Raw genomic sequence first — 25,018 nt, 5'->3', positions numbered from 1 at the left:
CATTGTAAAAAAACCTTCGGATCCTAAAGTTATAACAGAAGATATCAAAGAAATGATAAAAACACTTTCCGCTGCCGCAAGCCCGCTGTTAGGCATAATAGAAGGGCTTATCTACAGCCGCTATGTAGGACTTCTTCTTGAACTGAGGTCAAACGACTATCACCATAAGAATAAATTCAAACTGCTTTCAAGCGGTATAGAGATAGCCGGCGCTGACGGCCATTATAAAACTGAGCTGGATCAGGTTGTCCAGGACGAGGACGGTAATATCTGGATAGTGGAATGCAAAGCCGCACGTACGCCTCTTTCCCCAGAAGAAGTCCTAAAGGGAAAGGTATTGTACAAACTTGATATGTACAAAAAAGAACGTATTGCTATAGAACGCGGCATGGGTTTGAGCCCGGACCAACATTTTTACGGTGCAAAAATCGTAGTTGATGTCGGCCGGAACGAAGAACTTATCCCGTTCCTTGAAGGCAAACAACAGGAATTAACCGAGCTGTACGGTTTCCCTGTAGAATTCGTATTTTTAGAATGCATTGACACCGTACAACCAAGTGCTCTGGACAGGCCGCAGAAAGCTTCCCGACGTAAGACCAAACAAGGTGTTGGAATTCATGAGTTTGGCAGGTTAACAGCTGCCGATTTCAGAGAAAGTCTTAGTCGTCTCGGTCTTGGCCAAGCCGCTTTAAATAATTTCTTGAATGACGTTCAACCCCTTCCTGGAGATATCGGGCCTGACCTTGAATATACACCTGATGCCAGTTATTTAACACTTGAACTTAGCCTTACGGCAAAAGCTCACGCTAAGCTTGATAGGGACATAGCTGCCAGAAAGGTTAGTAAAAAGGATGTCCCGTTATCCGTAATCATCATAGACTGGGCTAAACTGCTGGGTTTATATGTAATGGAAACCGTATTTTCCACTCTCTCCCCAAACACTTTCCTATTGGCGCATCAAAAGCAGTTTAAAGTAAGCACCCTGGTATTGGATGTCGGCGTTACTTCTCTTCTTTTTGTTTTATTTATTGTTTCCCATGCAAACCCGCTTGTATTTGCTGCCATGTTCCTTGTCCATGAAGCTATCAGCCTCCTGCAATTAAAAACGAGATACGAAACAGAACCAATAGAAACTCAGCAGAGAATAAAGGGCCTGCGGACGATAACCGGTTCTATGGTAGCAGGTTTTGCAGCCGGTTTTTTAGTAAGTTTTATTGCAAGCCTGATCTTCAAAAACAACCCATATTTTGTTCCTATAACAGCCCTTTGCATACTAATTGCAAATGCCATAGGCCATTTTGGAATATATAACCCTTACGCGAGGAAACACAAAATGGCTGTCCTTGAGCTCGGCTCTGCTAAGCTTACAAAATATTTATTAAGTAATTTACATAATACGGTAGACATACTTGTTGAGACTGAAGAAATGTCACCTCAAGAAGTTTTAACAGAAGTTAAAAAAATATTAGCATTAAAAGCCTCTTTAAAAAACAAAGATGACGCTAAAGTAGCAAAAGCGCTGAGAGAAAACGATGCAGAGTTTTTTAAAGTGACCCTGCAAGGATTCCTTGCCAATATTGCAGAAGACAAGGAAAAAGCGGACATAACAGGCGAATTGTTAGGGTTTTTAGCGCTTGTAGACAATGTAGAAGCAGACAACAACTATTATAAATGGCATAGTGCGCTTTTAAGGTCAGTAGATATGCTTAAGCCTAAGCACCGCAAAGCTTTAGCGGAAATAGTTTATAAAGAGGCAGAAGTGGCAGAAAAAACAGGGATGGGGCTGTCCCGCACTATAGAATCATTATTTTTTAAGTGCAGGCTTGAAAACAGGGAGTGGAGCTATTTCAAGACAACTATTGAGGACAAGTATCTTGCCGAAATTAAAAAACATCCAAAAAAGAGCAAGAAAAGAGAAACTGCAGAAAAGAAATTAATAGATTTCCTCAATAAAGCCAGCGCAAGCGTAAGCAAATTAAATCCCGTACAAGGCCAGGACGCAGTAACGCACGCTGTATCTGTTATGAGCAAAGAAAACGAAGACCTGATTATAGAAATCTTGAAAAAAGAAACTGCAGAAAACATGGCAAGTTCTCCCTTATTAGTTTCACTGCTCCTGGCTTTGAATTTAAAAGACAAAGACAATGTTCCGCATGAATTGGTTCAACACATGCTTAGTGAATTAAAAGGCAGAGCCGTAAACATAGTATCTTCAGAAGTAGATATTATAGGAGGCGGGCTTGGGCCTGTTGTGCAGACCCGAGGCACAGGTTATGCGTCATTACTGAAGGACTTTGGGGTAAATGTCAATTTTGTTCAGCCTATGTATAAATACATGAAAGTGCGCAATAAACAAGGCAATATTGAATTGACACCAGTTACTTGGGAGGAACTTGTAGGCGAAATAGAAAAAATAGGTGAAAAAACGGCAAACATCAGGGGTAAAGACGTTACAATAGAAATATGGAGAACAAAACAACCAAAAGATGGTATCCAGAGAACGCTTATTAAAGAAGTTTGCCCTGATAAAATAGTTGACGGTAAACCAGTAATAGTTGACGGTAAACCAGTAAAAGAGGAACCGTATTTTACAGAGTATATCTATGACTATAAATCAAAGGAGAATCCCGAAGGACGCTGTTACTGGGAAGATTTTGCCGCATTTATGGGTACAGCTGAGAAAATCGCATTGGAAGAAGTTGAGAAAGTCCGCAAAAGAGATAACCCCGGGGCTCAGCCTTCTATCAACTACTTTCATGATTCACAGCCCGTACCCGGGATGATAAAGGCCTGGGAAGCCAGCCAGGATGAGAACTCGCCTTTGTATAATTCACTTATAGCATTCTTATGCCACACAATCGGCAATACGCAGGATTATCCGTTTATGTATGGGCACAATGCATTGTCCAGCCTTGGGATTGACCCTAAATATTTTGAGCTTGCCAAATGCGCCAAAAGAGGTGACTCTTATGTAGTTGCACAGCTTGGAGGCAAGCTTGCCCAGGTGTTCGGAGGTGTTGCAGATACCCATGCGCGCTACATGAGGGATTTGTTCGGCGTTTCCAACATGGCAGCTTTTTCCAACGGTGACGACATTGAAAAAGCTTTAAATGTCTTTAAAGGTATCTATGATGAACTTGGCTTTAACAAAACAAAACCTTTTGATGTCAAGACAATAACCACTGAAGAGGTAATAGCTGTAAAGAAAAAGGCTATGGAGAAACTGAATGACAAACTGGAACTTACAGGCGCTATGCGGCTTGACCCGGAAAAAGGCACTATGGTGTATGTCGGAAGGCTTGTAAGCGTAAAATTCGGCGACTTTTTGTTCAGCACAGAGAACATCGTAGAGTATGTTAAAGCCGGCGGGCAAATAGTTGTATGTTCGCGCGTGCAGAGTAACAGGGACAGCAAGGACCTTTATGCAAAGTATCAGGGGCTGAATGAATATCTAAAAAGAGAATGCAAAGAAAACCCGGGCCAATTCCCCGGTAAGTTTATTTTCCTGCCGCAGTTTGAGAAAGAAGAAAAAGACCTGGCAATGCTTGCATCTATTGCCATCGGCTTTGATTCACGTAATGAGTATAACTCTAAAGCAAGAACAGGTGCAAATGAGTTCTGGGAAGCAAACGGCACAGCTGCTGGTTTGCTGGTTGTTGCCATAAATTTCATTGACCACCTCATAGAGGTGTTAACCGGCGAAGGAGCCATTACAGAGCAGGGTATAGTAGGTGAAGGCGACTATTTTAAGGATGAAGAAGGACCCTGGAATACAGTGGGCATAGACCCCTACGGGCTCTCCCAGGAGTCTGTTAGAAAAACCGTGCTTGAAGTATTTAAAATGTGGTCGGTAAAAAGGCTTTTAGTTGCAAAGCATTTAATTAAATCCCTGATGCTTACCAGGGTAGGCACTGCCAAAATCACCTCATTTATGGAATTACTGGCTTTTAACGAACACATTAAAAGTGTCAGGGAAGAGAGGGCTTCCGGGGATGAAGCTGTCGAAGCGTTCGCTGAACAAGTCAAAACCGAGGAAAACCTGGCTAAGGTTACCGAAGGCCTGCTTAGAACAGGAAATACAGGCAAAGTAGACCCTATTACACGTACCAAACCTTTTAGGCCTTTTGAGTTTTACGGGCAGCCGGCTGACAATGCAGGGTTAACGGGTTTTATAGCTAAAAAGAAAAGTGCCGAACAGAGCAACTTAAACATTTCGGAATGGTATATTGAAAGGCATAACGGCGATCCGAGCGATTTCTACAAACATTTTTCAGAATTGTTCAAAAACGTTCAAGGCGCTGAGGCCATACTTGAATACATGGCCAGGCTCCAGAACAGCCCGAATTACAGTTCAGTTCAGAAAAACCAACTCTTAAATGAATTCTTAGATAAACTTATTAATAAACTAACTGCCATTGAACAAGAACAAGGAATAGCTCCAACCGTTCAAGCTCCCAGCCCCGCATCTTTACCCCCCACTCCCGCAACCCTTGAACTTGTCTTTACAGAACAAGCCCGGTTGGATTATGAAAGGGATCCAAACCTTTGGAATGCGCTTAAACTTGTATTCTTCCAGGCCGTGGAAGTTGTATTCTCCCTTGTTACACCTATCAAATTCCTTTTAATGCATGAAGAAGGAGATAAAGAATATGTTGAATATGTTTTCTCCTTTCAATTTGCAACAGATCTAATTTTTGCTATAGGTATTTTTATTCCATTAGTTTTAGTTATTACTTTTCATCTCAACCCTGCCGCAGTGATATTCCCTTTCCTTGTTCGTTCTTTTATAACTTTTTACGCACAAACAGGATACTATGAACCAGAAACTGAAGCTCAGAAAGATAGAAAACTAGGTATGGCGTTTATAGACGTCAGTACAGCATTAGTTTTTTACATTATAAGCTCGGTACTTCAAAATATACCATATTTTGGGCCGGCACTGATCCTTAGTACATTGATTACAAACTACATAGCGCATTTTGTGATATATAATCCCTACGCAAGGGAACATGGCCTGGCTACCCTTGAGCTCGGAAAAAATAAAGTACCAGAAGATGCAATAAACTCTATGATTGCAAAAGCAGGAACTGAAACCGGTTTATGGGGCAATGTGATGTATGTGATATCGGGTAGAGGAGCCAGCGTTAAGCGGCTTAGCGAAAATTCAGAAGTTGATGAAAATATAGTAATAAAGGTTTTAGATTACTGGAAAGATTATTTAATTATAGATAAAACAGGGGCAGAAACATTATATTCCTGGAAACCGGAATTTAAGGATGCAATGTATCCCCTGGGATATGAATTAGCCACCGGTATAAGAGGCAGCCACCCTGTAGCTCAAACCCCTCTTGAATTTGTCAGGCTTGCTCCTGTTGTGCCTAAAGCTAAAGTAGTAGCACCAAGCCCTGTTGTGGCTTCCCCTCTTCCTTCTACGCCTCAGGCAAAAAGTGGTTCGTTGGTGGAAAGATGCAAACAGTTACAAAAAAGCGGGCAAAAAATTACTTTGGTCAGGAAGGATCATTATTCTGGAAAGGTTATTACAGAAAAAAATGTCGTAATTGAAGCGATTTATCTAAATGACACTCTTATCAGCGTTAGTGGCAGTCCATTCGGGATATTCTTAAGCGATATACAATCAATAGACGGCACTATGGTAGAAAATGGAAAAATTAGCACTTTACCTGCCCCTGCCAAGGATTATAGCAGGCAAATGAGTATATGGAAAAACGCAAAATTAACTCAAAAAGAAATAAGAATAGCCTATGTTTTAGCTGCAACACTTGAACCTGTTCCAATTCAAGAATTGTCTTTCTGGAGCTCTACAAGTGATAAAGAAGTTGAGGCCTGTTTAGATAAATTAAGTGCATTTTTAGCGCCTAAACAAGACGACATGGTATCGATGACTCAAGAAGCGATAGAATTTCTAAGCCTTCCGCAAACTGAGAAAGAAGCAGGTTTAACCATGAAGGAAGCACATAAGATCATTGCTGTTGCTATAGAATCTAAAATTAACGCTGCTATGGAAGCAATGGGCATGCCTTCCAGGCTTGAACTCGGCTTTACGGCAAAAGCTCATGCGGCTTATAACAGCAATAAAAATATTTTTACTTTAAGTAAACTTGTATTCTTCCAGTTAGTGGAAGTTGTGTTCTCCATCGTTGCACCAGAGACTTTCCTATTGGCGCATGAAGGCCGTATTAAAGAGAGCAGCCTGGGCGATGCCGCTGTTTCTTTGCTTATGGCCGGTGTGCTTATTCTTACCCATGCGAACCCGCTCGTATTTATTGGTGCGTTTTTTATTCGTCAAGCCATTACAACCTGGCAATTAGAAAAAACAAACCAAGAAAAAGAAACAACCGAACCTCAAAAACAAAGAATAATCGGCATGCACATAATAACAGGTTCTATGGTGATCGCTGTAAATATCATTATATACTTCTTCTTTAAAAACACAAATTTTGTTACCATAGCAGGCCTTGCCATATTGCTTGCAAACTACCTAGCCCATTTCGGGGTGTATAACCGTATAATAGCAAAAAAACTCAACTGGGCTACCCTTGAACTCGGAGGCCCTGATGTAGACGGAATGCTTAGAGAACTTAACATAGCCGAGTTAACCGTAATTAAGGAAATTTGGGATCATGAATCCCTTATCCTTAAACCTCGTGAATTAATTATAAAGTATGTTGCTATTGCAAAGAGATATCCGGGATTAAGGATGCCGTCAGCTGACAAGGTAGTTGCTATGATAGACGATGCCGGCGGTATTATGCGTGTTGAAACTGCGATAAAAGAAAAAGCTGCGTCTTTAGTTGATGGAATGATCAGTAATTTTAGTATAGTTGAGTTAGAGACAATCATAGAAATTTACAACCTGGGTTTTGAAGGCGATGAATTATCTTCATCTCAGGAGGACATGGAAAAGTATGAAGCCCTGGTAGATAAATATCGTGAATTAAAACTGCCATCAGATGAAGGTTTAGCTGAACAAATATATTTGGCCCTAAAAAATGCCAGCGGGATTCAGCGTATTGAAATTAGAATAAATGAACTAGCCAGGCCGGTTGCAGAAACAGGCCGGTTATCAGCAAAAGCTGGAGGGCATCAGGCTGCTCAGCATCCTGCAGATAGACAGGTATCAAGAGCTGAGGATATATGGCTATCAAAAACCAGAAAGACCGCAATTAGAACTGAAGGCTATCTGGAAGGGCCAGAAACTAAAGCCCACGAAGTTTTTGACGAACGTTTCACTCCGCCTAAAGTCCCTTCAGACCTAAGCATAACTCTGAAAACAGGCCAGGGCAAAGAAATTCAGATTTCCAGCCTCCTATCATTACTTGACAATGAGATACTTATAGGTTCAGAACTTTACAACGCTGTCAAGAAAATAATTGAAATAGGCGAGATGGAAAAAGAGGGGTTGCTTAAAAAATCATTCAATATAACGGCAGAATCATTAGATAAATTATTTGATGATTTGAACATAAACTTGTCAATTGATGAAAGGACCATTTTGTACAGGGATATATTAAACTTAAAGGTATCAGGCCGGGCAGACGGGCTGGAATTGACCGGAGTTAATAAACTGGCACATGAACTGAATAAAGGTTACAGTGAATTGACGGTTGAAGATTTTGAAAAAGCCGGCCAAACCGCTATTTTGCTAAAAAATGCCGCAGCTATACTGAGCCGTATAAATAAACCCTACAGCCAATTGACTCCCCAAGAGTTGAAGGACAACAACCTTGACAAACTGCCGGAAAACGCTAAGAAAATATTAGAAGGTTTAAAAGCCTTAAATGAGCTTAAACCGGGAGACGGTATTGCGGTAGTGGAAGCTTTGAAACAGATAGGCTTAAGCATAGCGGCGCAAAAGCTGATCGAATACAATTACAAGTATAACGTTGAGCCGTTAGTAGACGTTATTATGAGTTCTAATAAACGCCTGTACAAGGGAAAATATAAAGCCTTACAAAGATGGTTCTTTGATAAGAACGGGAACCTTAAGGAGGAATGGCTCTCGGATAAGCTCAGCCGGGCAAATACATTTTCATTATTTGCTGACCTGCTGCGCGGCCCTTATGCGCCTTTTACAGAGATTATATTGTCAAACGACAAATTTATAAACCTAATAATGAACAGTGAGGTAGCAAACCAAATATTTAATAGTGCAGGGATAAGCTTTTTATTGGATTTGCATCCCTCCTTACTTGCCAAGATGCTGGAAAACCCCCTCTTTCTAAAGACCTTTACGAGCACACAAGAAGCAAATAAATTTTACGGGATCTTACTGCAAGATTTTGAAGATATGGGGACCCCCCTCTTGATGTTATTGCGAGCAGCGCCTTTACTCGGCATGAATGTATTACAGAATCTGGATTTTACAAGACTTTATGATAAACAGCAGGGCCCGGATTACCTGATGGGCCTACTGTTGGTAGCAGATGACATAGCTGCAATGGACGATGTATTCATAGGTTCAAAAATAAACAAAGATTACAGGAGCTTATTCCAGGGGTTCGGGTATTGTGACAGCGCAGGGTCGCTTAATTACGGCCAAATCTTTAAGGATGAAAAAAGCCAGCATGTTTTCAGGGTAATTCTCAATATAGCCGGGCGTGACCTGGAGTTAGCCAGATTCCTTGAGAAAAACGGAATAATAAGCGGAGCCGCACAGAGCGAGCAGAGCCTGGAATGCCTCTACTATTTTTCTCAGACCATAGAAAACACGGTATTGATAGATGAAAAAACAAATGAAATTAATATAGGAGGAACGCTTTTCAAGAATGAAGTGTTAGACCAGGCGCAACTGAGGCAGTTGGTCGGCAAGCTTTTTAATATGGATGCCTGGATGTTCACCAGCAGTATATTGGAACACGAAAAACTAGGGCTACACGTGCTGGAAATACTGAATAAACCGATTTATAAGAAACTAGCCCAAAAAATAATGAAAAACCTGGATAACTTTTCAGACAGCATCGGAGCCCTGGAAGAGTATTATGACCAGGACCCGGAATTGGTGAGCCTGTTAGTCAGTATGCCCGCATATTTCGAATTATTTGCACAGGAGGGAGTAGCAGAGAATTTAGCTACAGCACTGCCGGCAATAAGCAGGGTCATAGTGGTAAAAGTAGAAAATGACATAGCCACGCTGGATGTAAGGAAAGAACACCTCCAGACGTTGAAATATTTTATAGATGCCAACAACGAGTTAGACCTTGAAAAAATATTAGGAACCCCGAAGAAACATCAGGCGCTGCCGGCTGGCTTGCCGGCTTCTTTGCTGGCTTTAGTGGGACAACAACCGAAAGAAGAGCCTAACGAAGCTGAAATATTTGAAATGTTGAGCCTGGTAGCAAAGATAAACCCGGAATTCGGAGAGTATATATTGGCGAATTTCAGCGATCTTGAGAAATTGAAGGCCAGTCTTATAGAAAAGCCGGACCGCATAAATGACCTGTGGCTTTTAGCGAGAAATCTAAGGGACATAAAAAACAAGGGCCAAAATCTGGATTTCGAGCTTGAAAGATTATGGGAATCCATCAAAGCCGATGCCGAAAACAACGTGAATGAGTGCCAGAAAAAAATAGAAGAGCTAAAATCACAAAAACAGACAAAAAAGGTAATGGAGCAAATAGCTGCTCAAGAAGCACTATTGAAAGACCTTAAAGAAGAACTGCGTAAAATAGTATCAGGCGAAAAAAAAGAAGAGGCCCGGAAAATAGTACACCGGAAGGAACTGGGCAAAGAAAATGCTGAACAGGAGAAACAGCTTGAAGCTGAAAGACAAAAACACGAAAACGACCAATACCAAACTCTTTTTTCTAAATATATAGTATTGTCCGAATACAGGGCCAGGTACCAGGAAGTGCTGAACAATTTCTTCACAAAAGACGGAGCTTTCCGCAAAACCCTGATCGCGGGGGCAAAGCCTTTAATAGACAGGCCTAATACCCTCTATTTCTATTATGGCTTGATGAATACGCTTTTAAGGAGTCAGAAACTAGCCTACAGTATGCTTGATGTGGCACTGCCGGAAGAGATCCTGGGTATGGAGGTCTATGACAAAAAACAACATCCCAAAGGTATAACCTTACAGCAATGGATAGTGTCTAATACAAAGAGGAGCCATATATTCAGCAGGTATTTTTCAACGAACGTCAAAGAGATGTGGCAGAAATCGCAAGCTATACTCGAATATCTGCCGTATCTTATAGAAAATTTTGACAAGTTTCTGGTTACTTACGGGTTATTCCAGATAATCCCCATGGACAAAGAAAGTATCGAATTATTGTTGAAACATATGCAAGACATCTTTGATCCGAAAGAAAATTTGGAAAAGATCCAGGTCTTTGCCCCGGCAATAGCTCTTATGTCAGAGTTGGTGAAATCAGGTGCTCTAACCGGCAAGAAAATAACGATACCCGATAACGGTAAACTAATCACTGGAAATTCCATAACACTGTTGATAGAAAAACTGACAAAGAGTAAAACACCCGAAGATTACCAGAAATGGATAACAGAATTCCTTCCAAAAGTAGTGCTGGCAGAAAATAACTATGCCAAGTTGCTTTTTTGGGAATCATTGGTCCCGAAGATCGGACGGACGCAGCTCGCCCCCTGGCAGGACATCTTATTGGCCGGGATGGTTGGAAAACAGGGGCCTAAAATAGGGTATTATGTTTATAAACAAAGCCTCTTAAAGAGGTACTATAAATTCATGAAGGTATTGGATGTGGACAGAAAAGAGAGCCCGGAACATTTTGCTTTGGCTTTGTTATGCGCCAAGCAGGAAGAGTTCCATAGCCTTGCATTAGATCTAACATTTTATCCAGGCTGGCACAGGAGATATCTGTTCAGTTCAAGTGTTATACATAACATAGATAACCCCTGGAATAATGCGTTTTATAGCAGGGTAATGGATCATATTGCCCTGTGGCCCGGAGTGCTGGGCTCGGAGTTTAGACACAGGTTAGGCTTCATGATGCCGCAAAATTATGCAAACGTTGAGCTGCAGGACAGGATTGGGATGTTAATAAACAGGTTTCCCTCCACTCAGATAGTGGACGTTGCCCTGGAATCCCAAAGTATGGTACGGACCTATGCAGAATGGGTCTTTAAGGTACAGGACCGGACTACAGCGGTTAAGGATGAAGCTACCGGTAAGGTATCAATGAAAATGAAATATGAAACTTTGATACTGAACGTTTTAAATGGCTATTTATCCAATCGGAGATATAAACAATATGAAAAGATGTTGACCTCAGGGGACATAGATCAAATCAGGAAAGTCTGGGATGACCCTGAAATTGGGCTTACGTTCGCAGAAAAATATGAAATAGGTAAGATCTTACTTGATAAGAGTGAAAAGGATTTGCCGCTTGGAAACAATAAAGCTCTGCTTGATTATAGAAATCACACCCTGACAGCCAGGCAAATATCAAAAGAACAGATGGCTGACAAGCTGGGTGAACTATTATTGTCTATTAAAGGCTCCCTTGGCAACAGGGATGCTATCCTGGGCGGCCGTGAATTATACACAGTTTCAGGTGACATACATGTACTGGCTGAAGTGATATCCGAAGACGTCTCTATAATAATCGCAGACATGTGTTACAGGCAGCATGTATCAGGCGGGGCATTGCCCTTTGTAGTGGCACGGTTCATGGAAGAGTATCTCAGCACCTTAGTACAACCGGAACTGAATGACTGGAAAAAAGCAATAAATCATTTATACGCTGTAGCTACAGAAAAGAACGTGCAGAAATGGTTAAGGCAAGGAATGGTAGAAGGAATAATTGCAAAAGGCACAATGCCGCGCTATAATTTCATGGATTTAGTGGAAGCTAGCGATCTACCGGAAATACTTGATTTCACTTTACTGAAAATCCCTGGCCTTCTTCAAACAAGCAAGGTCTTTGAAAAAGTCTATGGTAAACCAAAATGGAAAACAGAGCTGGAAGCCACTGTAAAAAGACTGCCAAATAGAATAGAAAGTCAATTAGAGTATAACGGCGGGCTAAAGGGAAGTGTCGGCCAATTCCTTATGAAGTTATTGACACCTCCTCTTGTAGCTATAGAAATAGCCAAGCTCAATATGGCAGGACAGAAGGTAGTGAGAGATTTAAACACTATAAAGGCTAAGATAGAGGAAATAGGTTTTATAGATATAATCAATGATATGGAAAATATGGAAAATATGGAAAAAGGTTTAATGCCGGAAGAAATAGCGGTCGTAATGAGCCAGGTATGGCTGGAAGCGCAAAAAGGCAGGTCTCCGCCGCCGGTATGGGTATTGGCCTATGCATTTCAAAAATATATCGTACCAGTGAGCTCAGTAAGGTCAAAAGAAGCTTTCTTATATCTGATCAAAACCGGCATGGCAGGCAACTGGCCTAAAGATGAAGAGATACTGAACTTTATTAAGAGCCTGCCTTACCCTGATCAGAGAAATGATGTAGAAGTATTTTTTCAATTTTTAGATGTTATCAAACAACTTGAAGCTAAACAAGGAATAGTAAAACTTTTCAAAACAGGACCTTCCGAAAAATCCCCCTCTGCCCTACAGCCCCTTTTAATACTCGGTATGCAAAAAACAGCCGGGACAGACCGCAAACCGGTCGTGCCGGTGTTTGCAGCCGGAGATGAAACCTCTTCTTTGCAGGAGGAAGTTGAAGCTTTGTTGCCAAAAAGCGGACTGGAAACTATTATAGGGCCTATCTACGATGATAGAGCCGAAAAAATAGGCTGGCCTGTACAACTGCTCAATTTATTCGCAGCAGCTTACCGCAGTTCTACTCTTGAAAAAGAAGGGATTCTTCTTGACAAAACAGGCACTAAAACCGGCAGTAGTACGACTCTTGAAGCAACACTTGCTTCTGCAGTTAAAGCTTTGGAAGACTTAAAAACGAACGGTGTCTTAGACCAGCAGCTTTATGAAAAACTCAGCCCGATGTTTAAGAATAAAGCTGGGTTAGATAAAGCCCTGGCCTCTTATATGGCTATGATAAAAAGAGCTGCGTTTGGCACCTATACAGTTTCATACGACGCTGAACGCGGCGTATATGTCATTAGAGTAAACAGAGAAAGAGTTTCTTTCCTGGGCAGGCTTGCCCTTACTGAATATACGAAATCGCTGCTTTATAATCAAATAATAAAGTTGGCAGAAGCCAAAACAGCTCAAGGAACGAATGTTATTTTTGAAGAATTGCCTAATGACCTGGCTGACTGGATTGACAGCGGCGCCCTTGGCAAGTTAGCAGATAACCATACTCATTTTGCGGCCCAGGTCAGCCCTGAATATGTCTGGAGCCTGGCTATAGGCCGGATAGCATTACCTGAAGAGCCTGAAGGGATATCTATAAGGTTGCGGAAAGCCTTGTATCCTGACGCAGCAAAAGTCGGCAAGTTATCCCTGAACTGGAACTATCTGGGGAAACCAGATGATTCAGACCTTACACAACTTCTGGCAAATGTGAGGGAATTGCGGAAAGAAATCACCGATGCTCTTAACGAACCTTACTCCATAACAGATACAGGCATTATGCAGGCACTGCTTAACTCTCCTTCTGACGAGTTAAGGGCCGACATCGAACAATACTTCGCCTTAAAACAGGTTTTCCTTGAACATACCACCTATCTGCCTGTCAAAGGCGAAGCAACTTCTCTAAATGACTTCCTGAGAAATTATGATATCAACAACTCATTAGGTTTGGAAGATAGTATTGAAGGCGGAATGCCGGATAATGACTTCGCTGCGATAAACGGCATGTATGCTAAACAGATAATCGAACAGAACAAAGACAATAGTTATGTGGAACTACGGATACAGCCGTTATACAACGAGAAGAAGTTTAAATTAGCCTTAAAGGCAATAGCCAAAGAAATAGAAAAAGCGAAAACACTATACCCGGGCCTTACCGTTAATGTTGTGATAGTCTTCGTAAAACATGACCCTGTCGGGCTATTACAACAAAAAGTTGAATGGCTTATGGATGTCTTGAAAACCGACCCGCAGGTCCAAAAACATGTCGCAGGCTGGGATCTAGCATCCTTAGAAATCGGGAACTCCCCGGAAAAGTTCAAGTTCCTAGCTGACGCTGTTAGAGAATACAACAAGGACAACCCCCCTCTTCACTGTACTTTTCATGTCGGAGAAGACTGGGGAAAAGTCGGGAATAAGGCCCATGACAACATTACGGCCATGAGGCATGTGGATGATGTAATAGAAACCATGAATCCCCAGGCCCTGGGCCATATTCTTGCGGTCATGATCCCCTTTTCCGGCGGAACCATTACCGGCAAACAACAGGCTAACCTTTCGGAATTGAGAAAAACCCTGACGTGGCTTAAAGAGCTAAAAGGTGTTTCTGTCAACACAACAAGGCTTGAATCTATGTTAGCGCCTTACGAAAATACACAAGAAGACCTGGTTATAACCTTCGATGGACCTTTCCTTACAAAAGAAGAAATACTTTCGATCTCCAAGCACATCGTTAAAAAGATAATAGAACGCGGTATTTTTATAGAATTTAACCCCACCTCTAATAAACTGATCAGCAAGTTTATCTCCAACTTTGAGGGTCATCCCCTGGTCAGGCTTATGGCTTCTGGCTTTAACGGAAAAGAGTTTGAAGGCCTAAGGGACCTGGTGACTATAAACACGGACGATCCCGGGATGATGGGTATAGCAGGAGTCCGCGATGAATTTATCAATATAGGCAACGCACTCCTTTCCTCCGGCCTAAAGCTTGACAACGTGAAAGAAAACCTGAAAACCCTTGCAGAAAACGGCCGCAAGAGAGGTATGGCGTTCGCTGACAGGGGCACCAGGGCACCTGCGCTTACCACTACGGGAACGCTGTATTGGGCATTACAGGCAAGTTCTGACGAACTAAAGAAGTGGTTGGATGTACCCTTCAGTTTAAGTGACAGGTCTGTTACTTATTACACCAAACTCGTAGAAGCGTTAGGAAAACTGCAAACAAGTCAGGGAATCAGCGTAAGAGGTTTATTTGAAACTGGAAAACCCTTAAGCTTGATAATCTATGCATATGAATCAGGGAAATCTATAGGCGAAATAATCTCAGAAAATGACGCAGCTGCTTTCCCTCTGGCTGCAAAAATAATTGATTTAATAAAAACCTATGTAGCTCCTGTAGCTGAAATAGGGATGCTCAAGGAATTAGTAGAAGATATAAGCAAAGAATATAATATCTCCAGGTTTGAAGAGAGTAATATTGACAATGTATTAAAAACACCTTCTGTTGGAGAAGCTGTAGGAAAGATATTGTCTTCCCATGAACTTCTGCCTGCACAATACAGCCCTGCTGCACCTGAAACTCCTCAACGAACCATCAATTATTTACTTGATAGAGCCATAGCTCTATCTCTATTTAACTCTGATGATCCTGAAAAAGTGCAAGCAGCGCACAGGTCGGCATTGGCAATATTGAAAACAGTATTGATAAAAATGGCTGAAAATTCAACTATTTATGGTATAAAGATTGATGTCTTATTGAGCCTTTTTGAAAGCTTTGACAAAGAGGGTTATTTAGATTTGGATTTGGCTATGAAGAATGTCTATAAGACAATTCAGCGTTTTGGTACTGATGCTATCTATCTGCGTAGTGACTATAAAGCAGCTTTACTTGTTTCAATTAAAAATCAGGTGTCATTGGAGAATGACAGACAAAGAATCAGAAGAGAAATGATAAGAGAATTCCTTTTAGATTATGCACAATCAATCAGAGACGGAGTAAACAGTGACAGGGCGCTGATAAGCGCACATTATAGGGTAAATTCAAAATATGTCAGGCTGCAGAAAGGCTTGGAAAATGCAAAAAGAGCCGCTCTTACTACACAAATCTCTGCTGGAGGAGTTGAGCAGGTGACGCAGGCTCCAGAAGAAACTCAGGTTAGAGATTCTGCACAAAGTGAAGACATAATAAAATTGAAGAAAGGGTCGTATGATGAGTCGTGGTGGCAGGATGCGATAATGGCCCAGTTAAAGAAAGACTTGCCTGATTGGGGAGAAGATGCTCTAGTCCCTGTAGAAACCCAAAAAGGCGTTTTAAGAGTACGGCTGACAAAAGAGATGCTCGGCGATTATAAAGCCCCTAAATTTATAAAATTCCTAAACAAGCATTTCAGGTCTTTTGCCGGGAAAATAATGCTTAGGGCCCTGGTAGGCATATTAAAGATGCTTGATAAAGGCAACAAAAAATATAACCTTGAAGGAAGAAATATATGGAAATCATTTAAGGTCTATGAGACGCTGGGGCCGTTAGCCATAGCAGGCATAAGGCACGTAATAAATTTTGCCAATGTCCATGACACCCGGCAGGTGAAAAATTCCGTTGAAAGGCTTTTAACTACAACATCTTTAGCTCTAATGGTAAAAATAATGTACAACAAAGGCGCAGGATTTCCTTATCAGACAAACTACGGGCACGAAGTAAGGATTCATAACGCTGCTATGCAGGACATAGCTGTAAGGACTTTAGCGGCAATGGGGTTTGTTATAAACGTATTCCCGGAAAACAAGCCGACTGCAATATGGAATACTTTTACCATGGGAAAATTCTTTAGTTTTGTATTATCTTTGTATGAAACCTCCAGCCATTCGCCGAGCCAGATTAACGGGTTAAAGATAGGCGATTATGAGGGAAGCCAGTTCTTAACGGAACAAATAGAAGCCATGATAGCCATACAGAGAGCGCTGCTGGAAAAAGTGGAAAAAGACGGCTATGTGGATTTCTACTTATCTGCGGCAAACGACCCCCGAATAAGCGAGCAGCTTTATGAATCAACATCTGGCGGCATGGATGTGTACAAAAACTATCAGGAAAAAGCTGCAGCGGATGATATGACTTTGGAAGAGATAAAAGGCATAAACCCGGAAATGGTTTATATAGACTGCCAGCACGGTTCTGCAGAACCTACCTTAAAAGCATTTTTTAAGAAAATAGGCATCGACACTGTTACAGATAAAGCGCACTGGTGGCATACCGAACCCCGTGCGGATTTCGGGAATATCGGTAAGCTGCAGGAAAACCCGAAAAACGGCAAGCAGGAGTTATTTGATTTAGGCGCAGATGTAAACCAGGTCTTTGAGAAGGTCCTCCCCTCAGGAAAAGTGCTGAAATATTTTGCGGTTTTGTGCACGGCTGATTATACCGAGAAGTTTGCGCAGATGCCGATAGGCGCTATTACGCTGCATACGGACATGGATAATGACCGTTTGGCAGTAAGCCAGGTCTTGGAAGATACCAAAGAAAACAGGGCCTTGCTTGCAGAACTCGGCGTTGTATATAACGTCGTTCCGAACGGCAGGTTGGTCGCTATGTTTATACCAAACAAGTTCTTCCATATGCTCCACGAGATGAATTTTAGGCGCATAGTAAGGCTTATGGAAGCCGGAGAAATTGATAAAACAAGGAAGATAGTGGTTTTAAAGACCCTGGCTTCCACGCCTGCTGTTGATAAATGGGCTCAAAAAAGAAACGAGGAGCTTAAACAGAAGTTTAATACAACAGAGGATATGGTGGTTGTCATTAATACAGCGGTAGGCTATGCAAAGCTTGCAAACGTGATGTACCGCACGGAAGGCGAGATGAGAGAAAAGCCGGGCCAGGATATAGTAATTACAGATGCTTCCGGCAAAAACATAAATGTCGGTTCAGACCCTATAATAGTAGCTGCCTGGGAAGAGAGCGGCGGAATCAATATCGGAGTTATAAAACGAATGAAGGACTTGTTCGGAAAACTCTTCATCGCAATGCGTGAAAAAAGCGCCACTGAATCCATGTTCTTGTCTTTAGCGTTGATTTCGCAGCTGCAAAAACAACAAAAAGAAGAAGTAAGATTGGATAAATTCTTAAAGTTTTTATATGACAGGGATGCAATAGACACACCTATAGATATTCGTTTTGATAACCCCCTGTCTGTCCCGGGAACGAGCGAAAAAGCAGCTAAAGAAGAACGGGTCGGGAACGAAAGGAAAGGCAGGATATTCGGAGCCTACCTGTCAATAGTATTCGCCTTTATGAAAAACCAGATTGATTTAAAGGAAGCAAAAACTGTGTTAAAAGATATTTTTAATCAGGAATATAACACCAGAAAACTTCACAGTGAAATATGGAAAGCCGCATATTCTTTCGCAAAAGGCGAGGCTGCTGCACAGGATACAGCCAAAAAAATTGTAGAGACTGCGCAGCTGCTTCTTGGCAAAGAGTTTTCAAATCCTGATTATAAACAGATGGAAGAACGCCTCAATACCCTTAAAACTAATTATGAAAGTTCCCCCAACAAGAAAATCACAATCGATGATATCAGAAATGTTTTAAGCGTGTTTATGGATGATTATGATGTTATGAATTTTCAGGAAGCTTACCAGGATGTTTTCCTTGAACGCTTTAACAACGTAGACATTGATTCGCTTGTTGATATCAGGTATACGGGCGACGGAGTAATGTTCGAGTTTCAGAAAGACGGAAAAACCTGGTTCATCTTATTCAGGCCTTCAGGCACTGACCCTAAACTTAAAGCATACGGTTTCGGCAAGGATATGGACAGGGTCACCATTGACACCTGGGGTTTCGGGTTTAACGAGAACGTGGCCGGCAAACTCCCGGAATCGTTCACGGACAATACTAATCTGATGCACTACTGGGGTGAGACCGGAGAAAGCGCTATAGACAGGGCAAGGATAATGCAGTCCGCCTGGGAAATATTCGGAAGAGTAGTAGACCCGAGAGAGTTAAATGATGAGCAAAGAGCAGAACTTGAAAAAAGAAGGCTTGTAAGAACCTTAGAATTGCCGGACGATCATATGGAAAAGATCCAGGCCTGGTTAAAAGAAAAAAAACTGCAGGGTTTTGAAGTAGACCTTAGCAAACCGCAGGCAATGCCTCAGGAACTTATAGTTGCCATGCTTGACGCTGTACCCGAAGATGTATACACCAAATTAGGCCAGAAGAAAGAAGCTGTACTTGCAAACGAACGCAAGCCTCTTTTACACGAAACCTGGCGTAAAAAATGGGAAAAAAGCCATCCGTTCCTTGCAAAACTCTCAAACATTATATTCTTTGGCTGGCTTATAAACCCATTTGCAGATCGGTGGATAAAAAACTCTATAAAAAATCAACCTAGCACTACTGAAAAAGCCGCTGAGATCCCGACACACAGGACCTACGCTGAAATAACACCGGAAGGAGTGGTAATAAAAGAAGAAAATATAGACCTTTTAAAGGCTGACAAGGACAATATGGTTGTTGTAAAGATCTCCAGGGCGAGCATATGCGCCGCTGACCTTAAAGAAGTGACTGATGAAAGTTACGTTCATAAGGGCGGGTCGGTGTTTGGGCATGAATTAGTTGGAGAGGTTGTATCTGCAGGAAAAAATACTAAGTTCAAAGCCGGAGATAGAGTTTGTTTCAATCCTAATTTTGAAGCGGACAGAACAACAGGTTTTTCAGATTACATGTATGTTTTTGACAAAGCCAATGACGCAATTGTAAAGGTTGACCAGGATATAAGCGATGATTTAGTTGCTTTTGCAGAACCGCTCTCATGCGTTTCAAGAAGTGTTGATAACCTGCTAAAACATCTGGCTGCAGAAGCGTGGTTATTAAGACTGCTTGCAGGTATTGATAACCTGTTAAAACATATAGGCATACAAATACAAATTGTTAAGCCTTTGAAAGGAAAGAAAATAGCTATCCTTGGCTCAGGAAAAGCCGGCCTCTTCCATGCCTGGTTATTGCAGCAACTTGGAGCTAAAGTTGAATTGTTCAATATTGAAGACGCCTGGCCTGCCTATATAGCAGAAAAGCATCTAATTAAAGGCAGCATAACTGCAATTGATAAAATTGACACCAACAAATTTGGCACTTTTGATGCAGTAGTAGTTACAACAAACCGTGCCTATAAGAACATTATACAGGCAAGTGCCAACTTGGTAAAAACAGAAGGCATTGTTCATGTCTATGCCGGACAAAGCAAAGACAATGAAGGAATTGAAGATGTACAATTAAAACAAGGAAAAACCATTGATGAGGTTAGAAAAAATGAAGAAAAAGCAGAAGGCACACTTTGGGGAAAGAAAGTGTCTATTTCCGGTTCTTTCGGTGAAACCAATGATGATTTCAGAAATGCCTTTAAAATTCTGCTTAACCGTGAATTCGCAGACAAGGTCAGGAAATTAGTGTCTGCAAAAATCCCGCTTTCAGAATTGCCCGGCAGGATTGCTTCTTTGACAAAAACTGAAAACTATGAAGTGGGCTCCACGCTTATTGATACGCAGGCACCGGAGAAAGCCCCGACAGAAAACCTTGAGAAACAAATGACGGATATGGCAAAGACTTTAGACATCAATGCTGATTCAATATATAATGCCTTAAGCGCCATAGACAAAAATATGCTTTTAAACGATTTTGCAGAATCAGTAGGTATATCAAAAGCAAAAGCCCTGGAAAATATGGAAAAGGCAGGTATCGCCGTAATTGTGGATGCACATGCCTATGACTATAAACTTACGAAAGACTTTTACAGCACAAGCAAGCTGGCTGAGTTCATAAAATTGCAGGTTGCCTCATCTCAAAACCCTGCTATGGTTGATTTATCCGCAGTAAGGATAGAAAGGATAATTTTAAATTCATTAGATTCAATCAGTTTTATTAATTCATTTGCAGACCCTATCAATGGGCCAAGCCTTAAAGAAGTCTTAGAAACATTAAAGAAAAACAAAATCTTCCCGACAGTTACCGCTACTTATGAATTAGAAGGCGGTATTTTTGCGAATATAGTTAGGAAAATAACACATCGCGATCTTGTTAATATAAAAGCTGGAAGATTTTACAAGAAAAACGGCATACAAGTTCAATTCTCAACACCAAAAGGAACCAAAGCTAACAGCCAATTGTTCGAAGCTTTACAGAACTACCAGGAAGCCATGCTTGCCGATATGGCAAAAGGCCAGTATAATTACCGCGGAACAGGCACAAGGCAGACAGTTGAAGAGTTTTTCAACGATTATTTCATGAAAAATTGCTATACACAGATACGTGATTTTGTAAAGGCTCAGTTTAATGCTAAAAGCGAGCCCTTGAAGGCAATTATCTCTAACGGCATAGGCGCTAACGACCAGTTCATGTGGTCTTTGGTTGAAATGTATAACAAAAACAGAAAGGAAGGCGACCCGGTCTGGTATCACGTCGTTACAGCAAGAGAACTCGCTCAAGTGTTGGCTAATCCTGCAGTAACACCTGCAAACACTCTATGCGTTGATATTTCCCGCTCCGGGAGCACCTGGGAAGGTGTTGAAGTTTCTGAACGTTTATTACAAAAAGGGTTTAGCAAGAGAATAACCTTAGCTAACGGCGGAGCGCTTGTAGAGCTGGCAAAAGCTTCAGAAGCATCGCTTACCATAGGCATAAATCCTGATATCGGCGGAAGGAATATGCACCGCAAAACACCTATATATTACACTATGCAGACTATTGCAGGTATGTTTGTGCCGGAAATGGACTCTAAAGTTTTTGCAGCCGAAAACCACAAGTATGACAAAGCAAACGACTTTAATGATTCTGACAGTATAGCTGTAGCAAGCGGCAAATTCCTGCAGGCTTCCATGAAAACCAGGAACGTGGAACATATCGCTTTAATAACAAACTCTGACCAGATGAGGCTGGCAGGTTCAGAGTGGGAACAGTATATAATGGAAGGGGCAAACAAGAAAGACGTGATCTCTATGGGCATCCACGACTTTACAAGCGAACCTGAATATGTTCTATCAAATATGGCAAACAGCCCTGCAGGAGAAGTTACCATAGGCATAGTTATGCTGGACAAGGCAGCCAAGGCTTATAAAAAGGACCTTGCAAGAGTAAAAGCGCTGCAAAACAGGATGCCGTTAATGATTTTCACTATTGATTCAAATGAAGCGGCAAAACAAATGGGTAAAAAAGGTTGGCAGGGTGTAAGCATAAACCAGCAGGCTGCGTTCGACATATTGTGGACGGATTTTATTACAGTCTTTACCACGCTCTTAAGAGTAGACGCTAACTCAAACCCGAACGTTAAAGTCGTTCGCGAGTTAACGGCTAAATATGTAGGCACCTGGAAAGACACGGCCGCAAGATACGCAACTGACCCCTTGGGAAAAGGAGAAGCTAAAGTACTTATCAGCCTGGGCAAGCCCGGGGACGATGAAATAGGGACCCCGAATAAACAACAACAGATGAATACTCCCGAGGATGCAAGAGCTATGGGCCAGGCGCTGGCAAAACAGCTTGCCAAAGACGGCCTCCTTGAGGGCAGAAGCAGGCTCAATGTTTTTGCAGGTTCTGATAACCTGCTTGGCCTTGCCAAGGAGCTCAGGGAAAAGAGCTATCAGAGCAGTTTGGCAAAAGTTTTCGGCTGGCTTATTGAAAAAGGATTATATCCTATCAGGGCTCATAAGGGACATGAAGCGACTTTGGCTTATTCAAAAGATGCTCATAAACCCATGCTTGCAAATAAAACTATAAACATATTCCTGAATGCAAGAAATCTGGGTGACAACCCGTATTACAATGAGCAATTCAAGGATATGACAGAAAAAGCCCAGTATAAAAACGTTGACGGTGCAAACGTTAACCAGACAAACGACTCTATGACTTTCCCCAACATACAGCGCACAGCCCAGGTTTCCCCTACTATTCTATTTGAGTTCAATGAAATAACCCCTGAAATCGAAGAGATGATAAGGGCTTTCTATGATGCGCTCACACAACAGCTCTCAGTAGAACTTACAGCTGCAAAAGGTAAACCAGAACTCAAAGAAGCACCGGCTCCTTCTGCCGGCGTGAAGGCGAATGTCGTGCATGCGGTTAAACAAGCAAGTACGACCGCCGCAGCTCCCGCGAGGCTTCCTGGTATAATACAGGGTATATTGGACAAAACAGCAAAGTTAAGAGCGCTGGAACCCGGTCTGATAGGAGTGGTTGTACACTGGCTCTCGAATTTTGACAACGGTATCACTGATGAGGACATTAATAAGGCAGCACAGGTGGTTAATAAAACCGGGTTGGTCAACCCGCTGTGGTCTGTTAAGCGGCTGGATTACAACCTTAAGGCGCGACCTATGGTTCTCGGGAAACAGGGTGGTACTCTCCTTTCAGTCAATAACAAATCGTTTACTATTGAAGCAGCAGAGATTACCTCAAAGGAAGGGAACTCAGCGCCGGCGATACTCCTTAATTTTCAAGATGCCGTTATAACCAAAGAAGAATATGAAGATGCTTTTATCCTGGCGCTAAGACAGATTCACGGAGATACTCTTATGCAGAAACAACTCCTTGATTTGGGCGTAACCCTTAAGCAGGGCGTAGCCCCCATGATTTCCTATGAAAGCAAGTTAGACGAAAAGATACTTGCCTCTTACTGGGACAATGAGACTTTAAAGAATACGGTAAGCGTAGATCCTATGACAGACTTAAACGCGGAAAGCTACATACATTCTCTCGCGATAGAATCAAGGGTAAAAGCCATTGAGTCTGCCAGCGTCCCGAGTTCCTTCTCAGGAGCCTGGATGGATATTAATAAGGTCAATGATGTTGCCACTGTAAAGAAATACATTGACGGGCTTAATGCGGTCAACGGAGATATCCTGCGTTTAACTTATCTGGAAGAAGCTCTTGCAGGTAAAAAATTTACTGCAAAAGATATACGGGATGTAGTTGACTATGCAAGCATAAGGAACATCCGTGTAATATACAGCCATAAAGTCGGCAAAGATGAAAACTGGCATGAGAGTCAAAAAAATCAAGCTAGTATTATAAGTACTATCAGGGAATGCAACCTGGCCGGAGCAGAACTTGATATAAGCGAAAATGGCACTATAAACGCAGACGACCTTATTGCCTTAAAAGCTGCAACAGACGCCCAGGTTATCTCAAAAGAAAATGACCTTTTATTGCCAAGCTATATGTCTATCGTATTATCAGAAACACAGGCTGCTATAGGCCCTGCTTTAAAAAACAAATATGAGATAATCGAGTTTTTCACGCTCGGGCAAGGTAATGCGCTTCCGGCTGATAAAGAAGGTGTCCGGTACCGTTTAGTTTTCCCGGGTGAAGATGAGAACACTCAAACGATAGATATAGAAGGGCCTGTAGCTATCGGCACTGAATTAACAAACATAATCGACCACCTAAAAAAGAGTAATTTTGAGTATAACCTTGCCTTATTGTACGGCGGCATAAAAGACGGGCATATTAAGTCCTTGAAGGAAGTGAACCTGGTCAAGATACTGTCCGATGCCATAAAGCAGAAACTTGCGTTTAACAAACCCGTAACACCTGAAGCGCATTTCTTAAAAGGTGTGATCATGTCAGGCAAACTAACAAAAGCTGAGCTCGCTTCTTTAACGCTTACGATGCAGGACACTATAAGCGGGAGATTAGCTTCTAGTAAATCTGAAGATTTCGCCTACCTGGATAGTATTCCCGATAATATATTATCCTTGGTATCGAAAGGAATTGAGGACCTCGATGAAAAACGCGGGTTCTGGTATGGAGCTCTCGGAAGCCAGATGATCAATACTATGCCAAAAGAATATCAATTACCTGCAGGGCTTGGCTTTGCAGATAAGACCTACTATCCGTTCCTTGGCATGCTCCTGGTCCAACAGAAACTATCGAAACTAGCCGATAAAACTACGAATGGAGACGAATCAAGGAAGTGGGCCAGATACAAAGATATCCTTACAAACATGAAGACAACAGCCACCAGAGAAGACGTGAACGCTCAGTTAAAGACATTCATGAGCGGGCTTATATCTGCGTCTATGTCCGGGATGCTTGGTACATTGCCGGAATACCGCGATCTGGGAAGTGACAATTACTCCGAGATCATAGCCCTGTTGCTCGAATTTGCAGAACCGCCTCTGCCTTCGTTCAAAGATTCCCTGAACGAAGCATCACAGGCTGTGAGCGACAATACATTCTTGTACGGCCTTATCCAGACGGCAGGATAA

General features: G+C 41.9%; 1 protein-coding gene (only partly in view). It reads left to right on the top strand.

What is annotated here, in order from left to right; genetic code table 11:
• Positions 1-25,018, top strand: partial view of an alcohol dehydrogenase catalytic domain-containing protein gene (locus tag LHV68_00520; protein MCB4790350.1) — the 3' portion only. It extends 7,814 nt beyond the left edge of the window; only the last 25,018 of its 32,832 coding nucleotides appear in the window; the start codon falls outside the window, past its left edge; it ends in the stop codon at positions 25,016-25,018.

Origin of the sequence: Candidatus Liberimonas magnetica (assembly GCA_020523885.1) — a bacterium.
GTDB lineage: Bacteria > Elusimicrobiota > Endomicrobiia > Endomicrobiales > JAFGIL01 > Liberimonas > Liberimonas magnetica.
Note: the sequence above shows the minus strand (reverse complement) of the source record. Positions and strands in the feature narration are given on the sequence as shown.